At 51.4% G+C, this 12,007-nt stretch carries 10 protein-coding genes; 5 read left to right on the top strand and 5 right to left on the bottom strand.

The features are described 5' to 3' along the window. Nucleotides 1–264: 264 nt before the first annotated feature. The 3 genes from ACG2E4_RS12025 to ACG2E4_RS12015 all read left to right on the top strand — a co-directional run bounded on the left by ACG2E4_RS12025 (nt 265) and on the right by ACG2E4_RS12015 (nt 5,094). Complete coding sequence (locus tag ACG2E4_RS12025; protein WP_395276714.1) at nt 265–831, top strand: DUF2267 domain-containing protein; 567 nt, start codon at nt 265–267, stop codon at nt 829–831. Between the two features lie 73 nt (nt 832–904). Next, the gene (locus ACG2E4_RS12020; RefSeq protein WP_395276713.1) at nt 905–1,252 is read left to right on the top strand and encodes a hypothetical protein; all 348 of its coding nucleotides are present in this window, start codon (nt 905–907) and stop codon (nt 1,250–1,252) included. Nucleotides 1,253–1,716: 464 nt separating this feature from the next. Then, entirely contained in the window at nt 1,717–5,094 is a 3,378-nt protein-coding gene (locus tag ACG2E4_RS12015) for a peptidase MA family metallohydrolase (RefSeq protein ID WP_395276712.1), read from the top strand. Between the two features lie 388 nt (nt 5,095–5,482). Here the strand turns inward: ACG2E4_RS12015 and ACG2E4_RS12010 are convergent, their stop codons facing one another. The 4 genes from ACG2E4_RS12010 to ACG2E4_RS11995 form a co-directional block, all read right to left on the bottom strand. Next, the gene (locus ACG2E4_RS12010) at nt 5,483–5,734 is read right to left on the bottom strand and encodes a hypothetical protein (RefSeq protein WP_395261709.1); all 252 of its coding nucleotides are present in this window, start codon (nt 5,732–5,734) and stop codon (nt 5,483–5,485) included. A gap of 323 nt (nt 5,735–6,057) precedes the next feature. Next, the gene (locus ACG2E4_RS12005; RefSeq protein ID WP_395261708.1) at nt 6,058–6,894 is read right to left on the bottom strand and encodes a universal stress protein; all 837 of its coding nucleotides are present in this window, start codon (nt 6,892–6,894) and stop codon (nt 6,058–6,060) included. Between the two features lie 55 nt (nt 6,895–6,949). Further along, a complete protein-coding gene (locus ACG2E4_RS12000; RefSeq protein WP_395261707.1) occupies nt 6,950–7,798 on the bottom strand; it encodes a universal stress protein in 849 nt (282 codons plus the stop codon). A 535-nt stretch (nt 7,799–8,333) separates the two neighbouring features. Then, nucleotides 8,334–8,897 (bottom strand): ferritin-like domain-containing protein, encoded by a 564-nt coding sequence (locus tag ACG2E4_RS11995; RefSeq protein WP_395276711.1) that lies wholly within the window; start codon nt 8,895–8,897, stop codon nt 8,334–8,336. A 330-nt stretch (nt 8,898–9,227) separates the two neighbouring features. Here ACG2E4_RS11995 and ACG2E4_RS11990 point away from each other — a divergent pair, with 330 nt between their 5' ends. Further along, on the top strand, nt 9,228–10,661 hold the full coding sequence (locus tag ACG2E4_RS11990) for a PAS domain S-box protein (protein ID WP_395276710.1): 1,434 nt from the start codon (nt 9,228–9,230) through the stop codon (nt 10,659–10,661). A gap of 4 nt (nt 10,662–10,665) precedes the next feature. Next, nucleotides 10,666–11,334 (top strand): response regulator, encoded by a 669-nt coding sequence (locus ACG2E4_RS11985; RefSeq protein ID WP_395276709.1) that lies wholly within the window; start codon nt 10,666–10,668, stop codon nt 11,332–11,334. 214 nt (nt 11,335–11,548) lie between these two features. On the opposite strand, the gene ACG2E4_RS11980 is transcribed toward ACG2E4_RS11985, so the two are convergent. Continuing rightward, nucleotides 11,549–11,764, bottom strand: coding sequence for a hypothetical protein (locus ACG2E4_RS11980; protein WP_395276708.1), 216 nt, complete (start codon nt 11,762–11,764; stop codon nt 11,549–11,551). Between the last annotated feature and the right edge of the window lie 243 nt (nt 11,765–12,007).

Genomic DNA, 12,007 nt, shown 5'->3' with positions numbered 1-12,007 from the left:
TCAACTACAGTGCCGGATCCTGGTGTAAAATCAACCGCAGGTCAATTGGAGCACAAGACAATGACTGCGATCTGGTATTTACTGTTATAGCGGTAAACACATGGAATCGATTTGGCAGCAGTGTAGTGGAAGCTCCTTCAAGAAAGTGTGGGAATACCTGTATTTGCCCTCCCGCTAATATAGGTATATACAATACAATCCCGCATGGTAAGCAGTCTGTGCGGAAGAATTTTTAAAAATGTGGAACATATGAAACCCGCCATTATGGATAAAGAAAAGGAAGAACTTCACTGGTTTGAAAAGCTCCCGAAAAAGAAGCGTGAGCAGCGGAAACGGCGCGCAAACAATGAGGGTAACCCAGCCTCCGGCAACCGGCAGCAGCGGGCAGTCAAGAAAGAAGTCAACCTGGTAAAATATGTAAACGAGGTTGAGCGGTGGATCGACGAGGTGTCAGCATACCTGAAGACCGGGGATCGCAAAGATTGGGCGTGGAATGCACTGCGGGGCGTACTCCAGGGTCTGCGGGACCGGGTGCCCCCGGCAGAAGTTTTCCAGCTGTCTGCCCAATTTCCGATGCTTATTCGCGGGCTGTTTTTAGAAGGATATCAGCTTGGCAACAAGCCGGAAAAATTTAATCGCAGCGAGCTGGAAACACGGATCGATATGGCAGTGGGCCCGGCGGTTGATTTTGATTCTTCGACCGCCTTCAAAGCGGTACTGCTGGTGTTATACGACCATGTGAGCGAGGGAGAGCTGCAAGATGTCTACGCTACACTGCCCAAAGATATTCGTCAGCTTTGGGACAGCAGCCTGGAGAAACATTCCGTCTGAGTGGGCGTTGAAAATACAGAAATCGGGTGAAACAGCGGTTTACTAAGACCACTACAATAAAAAGGAGAAAGCTATGGAACCAACAGAAGAGAATGAGAAATCCATGACAAAGGCCAAAAAAATGACTAAACGATCCAAACGTGATGAGTATATCGAAAAACTCTCAGCGCAGCTCAAAAAATGGGATACAGAGCTCGAAGAGTTGGAGGATAAGAGCGAAAAGCAGGTGGAAAAAATGAAGGCGGGTTTTGCCAAAAGGATGGAAGCGCTCAAAACCAGCCGGGATCAGCTCCGGGAGAAGATGCATCGCCTCGAGGAGGTGGGAGAAGCGGCATTCAGCGATCTCCGAAAAGATGCGGAAAAGCTGTGGAAGGATACTAAAAAAGGATTTGAAGCGCTCAGGAAAGAACTCAAAAAATAAAGCAGAATCTCCCAGGAGGGACTGTTGAAAAACTTGCTATTTTGTTGAGAGGTAGTTGTATCACCGACCTTGGTGGGGGGGGATATCCCCCCTCAGAACGAGGAGTTGAGGGTTTTGCGAAGGCCCTCTCAAGAGAGGGCTAACGGATGATGCCGTCTCATTGGAGCTGGCATCGGTTTTATGTGATGAAGCGATATCCCGGAGAGATTGAAATGGGCGAACATGCCGGAATCGGGCAAAACAACGGTTCTTCAAGGTCCTCATAAAATAATTCAGGATCCTGCAATAATTCCACGATTTGAGCGTAAGAAACAGACTGGAAACCCGGTCTTATAAATACGGGAATCGTGCTGCTCCTTTTGAACACAAGCGGGACATTACCGGATCAAAGGGAACAACACACAGGATGTGTGCCTGGCGAAAAGGATATACTGACGAAACAACGACATACGAGAGGTCCCCCCTTGAAATTTAACAAATACTATTTTCAACAAGCGAAGCGGCTCCTGTGGATCGCATGTATGCTCCTTCTTGCGACAGAAACCGCAGATGCCCAATATTTTGGGTTTGGCAAAAACAGGGTACAGTACAACAGCTTCGACTGGCGATATATTCAGTCCGATCATTTTGACGTGCATTATTACGATCCCCTCAACTATGAACTGGCCGACTTTACGGTGCGTACGCTCGAATCCTCACTGAAGCAGCTTAATGAGGATTTCAACCACGAAATCGCGAACCGGATCCGGGTTATTATCTATGATTCCCACAACGATTTTTCCCAGACAAACGTCGTGAACCTGCCTATAGATGCGCAGGGCATCGGCGGGGTTACGGATCTGTACAAAAACCGGATCACGATGCCGTTCAGCGGCAACTACACCGAATTTCGCAGCACCCTGCACCATGAACTGCTGCACGCCGTATTCAACGACATGTTTTACGGTGGCAGCATTCAGTCAATCATCAGCAATAATGTGCAGCTTATCTTTCCCAACTGGTTTGATGAAGGGCTGGCGGAATATGTGTCGAACGGCTGGGATACCAACACGGATATGTGGATCCGGGACGCTGTCATCAACGACTACCTGCCGGACCTGCCGCAGCTGGGGGGCTATTTTGCCTACCGCGGGGGACAGTCGCTCTGGAATTTTATCGTGGAGGAATACGGGCGGGCAAAAATCGGGGAGATCCTCCAGATCATCAAGACCCGGCGCAGCGTGGAGGTCGGATTCGAGCAGGCACTGGGACTCTCCATAGAGCAGCTTAATGACCGGTGGAAAGATTACTACCGCAAGCGTTACCTGCCGGAAGTGGCGGAACGGGAAAATATCCGGAATTTTGCCACGCATGTGACGGAATGGACCCGTGATAACACCTACAATACGAGTCCCGCTATTTCGCCGCAGGGCGACAAGATCGCCATGATTACCAATGACCGGGGTTATTTTGATGTCGTCGTTATCAGCGCCATTACAGGCAACAAGTTGAAAACGCTGATCAGGGGAAGCGACAACATCAATTTCGAGGAGTTAAATATCCTGAATCCCAACCTGAGCTGGTCGCCGGACGGTTCAAAATTAACCTTGTCGGCCAAATCGAAGGGGGCGGATGACCTGGCTATTGTGGATTACGAGACCGGTGAGATACAGAAGATCAAGTTCCCGCGCCTCGATGCGATAGGCTCGGTCTCCTGGTCGCCGGACGGACAGAAAATTGCGTTTGACGGGAATATCGGTCCCTACCAGGATATCTTTATCTACAACCTGCAAACCCGCGAGTTTATGAATCTGACCAACGATGTGATATCCGACATGGAACCCGCCTGGAGCAGCGATTCCCGGTCGGTGTATTTTGTCTCGGCCCGCGGCGACAATGTGGAGCTCAACAGTTTTAAGGAAAATTACCGCCTGTTGCTGAGCAACGACCTCTATTCTACCGATATCTACCGCGTGGAACTGGGAGCGTCGAGGGCGGTCAGGCTGACCAAAACACCGCAGTGGTCGGAACGGCAACCGATAACCACGCGGGACGGACGGCTGGTCTTTATATCGGATCAGAACGGGATTCCGAATATCTACCGGATGAACCTGGATGACCGAACGACGGCTCCGCTGACCAACCTGCAGTCGGGTGTCATGCAGATATCAATAAGTGCCGACGGCAGCCGGCTGGCGGTGAACTCGGTGGATGAAGGTACGCTGGATATCTTTTTGATCACCTCTCCCTTCCAGCGTATGCAGGAACGCGAGCTAACGCCGAATGAGTGGGCCCTGCGTCGACAACGAGAATCGGAAATTGAACGGGTCCCGGCCACGCTGTATGTCCGCCAGATGTTCGGTGCCCCGGTCGCCCGTGCCGAGACGGTCAGTGATGATCCGTTGCTGCCGGCAGAATCTGTGGATGTTCCCGAAGCTGAGCAGCCGGTGCCGGAAGCGGAACCACAACCGGAGCAGGCCCCCGCCGATACCACAGGGGATGATACAATTGATTTCCGTAATTATGTATTTTCGCCCGAAGTGGAGCAGGATACGGCATTCGCCAATAAATACCTCGATGCCCAGCGGTTTTCTCCTCCAAACAGCATAACCGATGACGGGCGATATCAACCAAAAGCGTATCGCCTGCAGTTTACCACCGACTACACCTATGCCGGCGGCTCTTTTTCCACCTATTACGGGACGTACGGGCTGGTACAGGTGGTATTCAGCGATCTCCTGGGAGATCATCAAATTACCTTTGGCAGCAACCTGGTGTTTGACCTGCGCAACAGCGACTATTTTCTCTCCTACGGGTACTTCAAACGGCGAACCAACTGGCTGGCCAGCTTCTTTCATTCGTCCACCAACTATCAGACCTTCAGCGGACAGCTTTACAGGTTCCGCTCCATGGGCGGGGGCATAACGGCCCAATACCCGATTGACAAGTTCCGCAGGGTTGACTTTAACATGAGCGCGCTCTCCATCAACCGGGATTACACGATCCTGGGATACAACTTTTCAGATAACAGGGCCACCACCTTTCTGTACCCTCAGGCCACGTACACGGTAGACCGGACGCTGCCCGGATTCATTACGCCGGTGGGTGGGCACCGGTACGCAGTAGGACTGTCGGGAAGTCCCCCCGTAATCGGCGAAAAGCTGGAGTTTGTATCGATGATGGCTGACTATCGCAAGTATTTCAACCTGCGCTATGGATACTCATTTGCGGTACGTGGTTCAGGGGCTGTTTCGATCGGGGGCGACTCGCAGACCTATTTTATGGGTGGCATGCTGGGGTGGATCAACCAGCGCTGGTCCGGCAACTCCATTCCCATCGACAAGCTGGCTGAAACGTTCCTGACGCTCCCGGCGCTCCCCCTTCGCGGGCATGAATACAATACCCTCTATGGCGACAAGTTTTCCCTGATCAATGCCGAGTTCAGGTTTCCCCTGTTTGCCGCCATCCTGCCGGGCCCCATCCCGTTTCTCCCGCTGTACAATATGACCGGGGTCGCTTTCCTCGATGCCGGTATGGCCTGGGGAAAGGATATTCCGCTGGAATATTTTGACCTGACCGGCAACACAAACAGCGTTACGCTGAATGATGCCGATCTTAACGTGAAAGTGGCCGAAGAGGTTCAGTATTATTTGACCGGTGACGGGCAGCTGGGAACCGGCACGCCTCCCTCCGGCGCCAGTACCTTCAACGCCATTGACGGGGACATACTGATCGGCGCGGGATTTGGTATCAGAACCATATTGCTGGGACTTCCCTTCCGCTATGATGTAGGGTGGCCCTATTACCGGGATGGATTCGCGGGAAAACCGATACACTATTTTTCCATCGGTATCGACTTCTGATGTTTGGTGCAGGGGCATGGGCTAAAAATTGCTACCCTGCCCTTCCCGGCCTTGAATGGGGCGCGGAGGCCGAAGCAGGCGGGGGTGGATGCCCTGCCGGTGAGAACCTTGATAGCGAGCAGCCGGCGTGACGGACCATCAACATCCACGCCTGCACAGGCGGCAGCGGGTGCCCCATTCACCGCCTTGATTTTTTTCGCCCCTTTTGTATCAAGACAAAAGGGACACCTCGGTTGGAGAAAATCGTCTCCTGTTTCATATTAAGGCTGCTTAATCATCTTTCCTTGTTTTTAGGGAAAAAAGAAAAAAACCTCGGCCGATCTATTACCCGTAAACCCAAAAGGGGCTACCCGTGTTTGCAGCTAATAAAAAACAGCCAGTAACGGAATTAGTGATGAGAAAGGATGTTGATATCCGCTTTCAGGTAGAGCTTCCCATCCTCTATGATGACTTCGCTGTCAATTACCTCAAAAATCTCTTTTTTGTGCAGAGGCAGGGGAAGTTCCAATGATGAAATTGCATCCGGCTTGTTGTCGGGGTGTCCACCCTCATCTTCCCATCGTTGCAGATCCGCCAGGTCCTCCGGGGTAATAGAGGATTGGTCCAGCTTAATTTTGATGTTTTTATACCGTGGTTTCATATCAGGAGTATTTGTTAAAAAGCATGAGTTCCCAGTGAATAAAAATATCTGATCTGCGCGATGTTACAGTAAGAGATCCCGGACGATGTTTGTAGGGAAAAGGAGGCAGCGGGGAAATCATCAAGCTTAAGCTGCCGCATCTCCTCCGCCGGGAGCCAAGAGACTTTACGGCTGTTGAATACCCCGTTGTGCCACAACACTTTCCAGTTCCAGACTCCTGATCTTCAGGGATCTTTGCAGAGCCTGCTATAGGTGGTTGTACTACCGACCGTATTGACCTTTAAATGGGAGTGCAACTCCCTCGGAACGGTTTTGCAAAGCCCTCATTCATTCAGCACAAGGAGTGGAACCTTGGTATAATAGCTGAGCTCTTTGGTATGATCTTTCTTAAGCAGTGCTTCGATCCTTTTCTTCTTGTAGCGAACCAGCACGAGCAGCCCCATTCGGTGATCAGTGAGATAGTCGGCCACCCCCGCCAGGAACTCTTTCTGGATGACTATGTCGAATTGGATGGGGCGGTCCCGGTTTCCCGTCTTTTCCCTGACTAGGTCCCTGAATCCCCGGAATTTGATTTCGGTCTGCATGTCGCGGTCTGCCGCCACGTGCAGTACATTCAAATCTGCGTTAAACGTGTCGGCCCATTCGATGGTTTGCTTGAGGGCCGCCCAGTCACCTGAACGAAAATCAGTGGCAAAAGTCATCGGGTCAAAGGTCGCCTGCGTGCTGTTCTCGGGAATCGCCAGAACTGGTATGCTCGATTCAAGGATCACGTGAGAGGCGATACTGCCATAAAGAATGCGGTTCATTTTAGATCTGCCCTTGGTCCCCATCACGACAAGATCAAAATCCTTGGAATTGGCGTGCTCGAGGATCGAGGATACAACGTTCCCGTTTTGAAGCACAAGGTCCACCTGGAGCTCACTGTATCGTTCAGATTTGCGGATGGAATCAGCCGTTTTTTCTAGGAGTGTACGCGCTTTCTGCGAATGGCTTTTGGGGAGTCCGCCGGAGTCATGCGGGATATAGGAGGGGGCCTCAATGACGTGGAACAGGGTGATTGCAGCCCCGGTCTGGCTGGCCAGTTCGAGGGCAAAAGACAGGGCGTTTTCGGCATTGTCAGAAAAATCGGTCGGAAACAAGATGCGGTTAAGTTGTAGCATAATGAAGGTCCCGTATAACAGGTTGAAGGTTACTCTTTGGCATGTGGAGCTTAAATCACTTGGTCTTGTGGTCTCCCATCATCACCAGCAGTGGCACTTTCGTATAGAATCCCATCTCCTTGGAGAAGCTGCGGGAGACCAGCGATTCCCAAAATGTCTTTTTATACCGCACCATCGCCAGCAGGTCAACCGGATGCTTGTCCAGGTAATCGGCAATACCGCTGAAAAAATCGAACTCCCGGACCAGGTCAAAGGATAAATCGGCTTCCGGGTGCGTTTCCCTGACCAAGTCCCGGAACCCCCTGAATTTAATCTCCGTCTCCAGGCTCTGGTCAACCGCGACATGAACCACCTTGAGGTTTGATTTAAAAAGCCGGGCCAGGCTGAGAACTTCATTCAGGGTGTTCAGGTCATCTTCGTGAAAGTCGGTCGTAAATACGATCTGCTTAAACTGGTTGAATGTGCTGCCTTCAGGTATGGCCAGCACCGGAATATTGGAGTGCAGGATCGTTTCGGTTGTAAAACTGCCGAAAAGCAGTTTCCGTGATCCGGTGGCCCCCTTGGTCCCCATGACGATGAGACCGGCATCGCTGCTGCGGGCCTCATCGAGGATATTTACCACCGGGTGACCAGGCAGCAGCTTGGTGTCGATTTTGAGTTGTTTGAACCGTTCATTGCGTCTCAGCCCGGCAACCAGCTGCTCAAAAAGTTCCGATACTTTTTCAGTAAGTTTCTCCTTGTCATGGGCATGCATCGGGGCAAAATCAAAGGGTTCTTCCAGGCAATACAAAAGGGATAGCCGGGCCTCTGTCTTGAGTGCCAGCTCAGCGGCAAACGGCAGGGCCTGGTTTGCATTCTCGGAAAAATCGGTCGGAAAAAAAATAGTGTCAATATCTGCAAGCATGACAGAATCTCTTCTTAAATGATTTGCGAGTATCTGTTTTGGCATATAAGGTATTGAAGCTTTGCAGAACCTGATCCTTTGTTGGGAGGTAGTTGTACCACCGACCTTCTTTAGCACATAAAGCGGGTGTAGAACTCCCTCCGAACGGTGCTTTGAATGTTTTGCAAAGGCCTCTATCCCGGATTTCTCACGAGTATGTTGGATAAATATCATGTAACTTCATGGATGACCATAACTTATACTATTTTTTACTGCCAAATTATCATTACAGTCTGTAACAGGCTGCGAAATGGGCCTTTCAGCTGCGTTGAAGGACAAATCACCTGCTCAACGTACCAACGTACGTCTGTGCGGCCATTTGCCCTTCGCCTTGCTGAAAAACAAATTTCTTGGTGAGAAATCCAGGCTATAAGGTATTGAAAAAAAGTTGATCTGTCACTCCCCTCACATGAAGGCGGAACCGGACAGATCGTTTATGGGTATGTCCCGTGGAACAGTACCAACGTAATGATCAACAATCTACAGACCAGCCATGCTATGCGGGTCGTTCTTTCTGCTGCTCCCGGCTTTCGATCTTTTTGATAAGTGAGCTCCATTTGGCATCCGGGTTGATCTGGCCCTCGGCAAGGTCACTCAGCCCATAATCGGCCTGCCGTTCCTCACCTAATGATTTCAGCAGGAGTTCGGCCACCTCATGTCGTTCCAGCGCCTTGGCATAAGCTATCGCCGTGCCGTACCCGGCAATTTCGTAATGGTTGATATGCTGGATGGCTGTAATCAGGGCGGCATCACACACCTCCGGGTTTTGGCAGCGTGCATGTAGTTTGTAAGCCTCCGAAATCAGCCCCTTGATGCCGTCGCAGTGTTCTCCCTCCGGCTGTTCCTGCAGAATGTTGAAGATACTGTCCAGCCGCACGAGCTGTCGTTTGGTCTCCCCTTCGTGCCATTCAATAATCTCGCGCAGTTCAAATGAGAACGCCTTCTTGTTAAAGGTGGGCAGGGCTTCAAGTTGTTGCTGCTCGCCGTCATACAGGTCGCGAAGCTGCTCGAGCATCAGGTCGTAGAGGTCAAAAATTTCTGTTTCTTTTTTTTTAGCCATGACTTCATTCCTTGTGAGGTGAAAAATAGAGGATACTACCACCTGGTATTCCCCTTTTGTTTGTACCGTGTGATGTTACGGAGAACTCCATATATTGCACGCCGGTAGTCCGTGTTTAAATCTTTTTATCTGCTTCTCTATAAGTATGGTAAGGGTCGGCAGGGCAGGCAGGGAAGAGAGGAAGCGGTATTGTAAAAGTAGGGGAAAAGAGCGCACCGTTGTGGGGGAAATTCGCCCATCAAATTTTTATTTATATGGGGAAGTGTGAATAATTACTTTTATTGAATATAATTGAGAGGTGACGACCATTTGATGCTTACACATGTGCCTATGGATGACGGAAAAAACAGTTCCAGCTATAAGATGAGGGGCAGCGACTGCCGGCGTATCCTCAATGCACTGCCTCGTTTGGCCATGCTTATCGATCTCGAGGGGCGCATACGGTTTTGGAATGAGGGGGGAGAGCATGTATTTGGCTACACGCCCGTAGAGGCGGAGGGACAGCATGTGTGGTTCCTGTACCCGGATCGCAATGAAGCGATATTCCGGGAAGAGCTCATTCGGTTAAAGAGGGGAGAAAGCATCGATGCCACCTTCAGGGGGCGCCACAAAGATGGATCCCGGATATGGGTGGATGTCAAGCGCCATATATTGACGATGGGCGACGGAGAAGAGCTGATCCTGGGCACTGCCAGCGATATCACGGAGGCGGTGGAGACCAAAAGGGATTTTGCCCGAAACGAGAGAAAGATGCAATCGATCCTGGATACTGCTGTTGAAGGCATTATCACGATTGATGAGACGGCAACCATCGAAAGTTTTAACAAGGCCGCGGAAAAAATTTTTGGATACTCAGCGGCGGAGGTGATCGGCAAAAATGTGAAGATACTGATGCCGTCGCCCTATTACGAAGAGCACGATCAGTACATGCAAAACTACCTGGAGACCGGGGAGAAGAGAATCATAGGAATCGGCCGGGAGGTGAGGGGCAAGCGAAAAAATGGCGATATTTTCCCGATGAGCCTGGCCGTAAGCGAGGTAAAGGTTGACGGGGAGACGATATTTACCGGCATCGTGCGTGATATCAGCAGCCGGCGCCGGCTCGAGAATGAGATACTGCAGATCAGCGAAGAGGAACGCCGGAAAATTGGCCAGGAATTGCATGACGGGCTGGGCCAGATGCTGACCGGGATAGGACTGATCGCCCAGAATCTGGCAAACAAGCTGAAGTCGAATGAACTGCCCGGGGCCGAGGATGTGCAGGAGATTGCCGATATGGTTCGGGAGGCCGATCAGCAGGCGCGGTCGCTCTCTCATGGACTGGTACACATGGAAATTGAAGAAGAGGGGCTGGAGGTTGCCCTGAAACAACTCTGCCGGCGGGCCCGCCGGCTCTTCAACATAGAGTGCCACCTGAACCTCGACTCCATGCCGGCCGTAGAGGACAAGGTCGCGATCCTTCATCTGTACAGGATTGTGCAGGAGGCGATCAGCAACGCGGTCAAACACGGGTATGCCACCACTGTAAACGTGCAGGTTCAGATGGAAAAGCGGTACCTGGAACTCAGGGTTTTGGACAACGGGGTCGGGTTTTCCAATACCAAAGACAGCAGTAAGGAGAAGGGAATCGGCGTCAATACCATGATATACCGGGCCAATATGCTGGGAGGATACCTGAATATCGGTGAAAACAGCGAGGGACAGACCGTTGTGAACTGCCGGTTCCCGCTCAGTGAATTTGAAAACTCCAATAAACAGGACTAACACCATGTCGAACGGATATAAACGGAAAGTAATCATAGTTGATGATCATCCGATGATGCGGAAAGGGCTGGCACAAACCCTGGATAACGAGCTGGAATTTGATGTTGTGGCCCAGTTTGACCGGGCGGAAGAGGCGATTCAGAAGTTCGAGGAGCTGTCGCCTGACCTTATGATCGTGGATATCTCGTTGCCCGGCATGAGTGGCCTGGAGCTCGTCAAACACCTGACCGCCCGGGATGAAGAGGTGAAGATTTTGGTGGTCTCCCGCCACGATGAAACGCTTTACGCCGAGCGGGTGATTCGCGCGGGGGCCAAGGGATACGTCATGAAGCTGGAGGCCGGAGAGGTGTTGGTCAAAGCCCTTCGAAAGATTATGAAAGGAGGCATATATGTGAGCAGCGAAGTAAGCGAGAAGCTGCTGATGGGCATGGCTCGTGGCCAGAAAGATATGAACGAGTCACCGATCGATCAGCTGAGCGACCGCGAGCTGGAGGTATTTGAACTGACCGGCAAGGGGAACAGTACCCGCGAAATAGCCGAAAAACTGCATCTTTCGATAAAGACCGTGGAGTCGTATCGCGCCCGTATCAAAACCAAGCTAAACCTCGAGAACGCCACCGAACTGATGGTTCACGCCGTCAAATGGGCAGAAAACGAAGACGCCGACCTGTAATCCCCTTCCCGGAAAGGCTTTGGCATCGACGGGGGCCGTCCCATCGCGCGTATAAATTATGCAGGTCACATTCTGATCCGAATACGGTAGCCAGGCAGCGATTTTCTCCAATAGAGTTGTCCCTCGTATGTCTTGATACAAAAGGAACCAAAAGATCAAGGCGGTGAATGGGGCAAACGCTGCAGCCTCAGCAGGCGTGGATGTTGATGGTCCGTCACGCCGGTTGCCCGCTATCAAAGTCCTCACCGGTGCAACATCCACAAACGCCTGCTTCGGCCTCCGCACCCCATTCAAGGCCGGGAAAGACCAGGTTGTATATTTTGTAGCTCGCTCCCTCGTCAGACAGAACTTCTTCCGGTTTCGGAATAATTGCTTGACACGTTAATACGATCTCCCCTTCGAAATTCATCATTTTTAATTCTTCATTCATAATTCCAGCCGCCTTCCGGCCTTGGATTTATGAGCCGCCCGGGACAAGCGCAGCGGCGGCGCGGGTTAGTTATTTGTTCTCGGTTACTAGTATTGGATTGTTGACAATATGGTAGCAAGCACCCTCGGGGTCTGGGGAATGGCGGCACGCAAAAGGGGAGAGGCGGCCGGCGCTTGAAAGCAACCGGCCGGGAACGAGCTGGTAAGGGGAACATCTACCATTCCCCAGCGGCTTTTTTGGTTC

The organism is Halalkalibaculum sp. DA384 (assembly GCF_043951955.1).
Taxonomy (GTDB): Bacteria; Bacteroidota; Rhodothermia; order Balneolales; family Balneolaceae; genus JAMQKA01.
The sequence above is the reverse complement of the archived record's forward strand: the minus strand, read 5'-3'. Positions and strand labels throughout refer to the sequence as shown.

What these genes read in the sequence shown, in the direction of transcription:
- ACG2E4_RS12025 (WP_395276714.1), top strand. Translation starts at nt 265, where the DNA reads ATGGATAAAGAAAAGGAAGAACTTCACTGGTTTGAAAAGCTCCCGAAA.
- ACG2E4_RS12020 (WP_395276713.1), top strand. Translation starts at nt 905, where the DNA reads ATGGAACCAACAGAAGAGAATGAGAAATCCATGACAAAGGCCAAAAAA.
- ACG2E4_RS12010 (WP_395261709.1), bottom strand. Translation starts at nt 5,734, where the DNA reads ATGAAACCACGGTATAAAAACATCAAAATTAAGCTGGACCAATCCTCT.
- ACG2E4_RS12005 (WP_395261708.1), bottom strand. Translation starts at nt 6,894, where the DNA reads ATGCTACAACTTAACCGCATCTTGTTTCCGACCGATTTTTCTGACAAT.
- ACG2E4_RS12000 (WP_395261707.1), bottom strand. Translation starts at nt 7,798, where the DNA reads ATGCTTGCAGATATTGACACTATTTTTTTTCCGACCGATTTTTCCGAG.
- ACG2E4_RS11995 (WP_395276711.1), bottom strand. Translation starts at nt 8,897, where the DNA reads ATGGCTAAAAAAAAAGAAACAGAAATTTTTGACCTCTACGACCTGATG.
- ACG2E4_RS11990 (WP_395276710.1), top strand. Translation starts at nt 9,228, where the DNA reads ATGGATGACGGAAAAAACAGTTCCAGCTATAAGATGAGGGGCAGCGAC.
- ACG2E4_RS11985 (WP_395276709.1), top strand. Translation starts at nt 10,666, where the DNA reads ATGTCGAACGGATATAAACGGAAAGTAATCATAGTTGATGATCATCCG.
- ACG2E4_RS11980 (WP_395276708.1), bottom strand. Translation starts at nt 11,764, where the DNA reads ATGAATGAAGAATTAAAAATGATGAATTTCGAAGGGGAGATCGTATTA.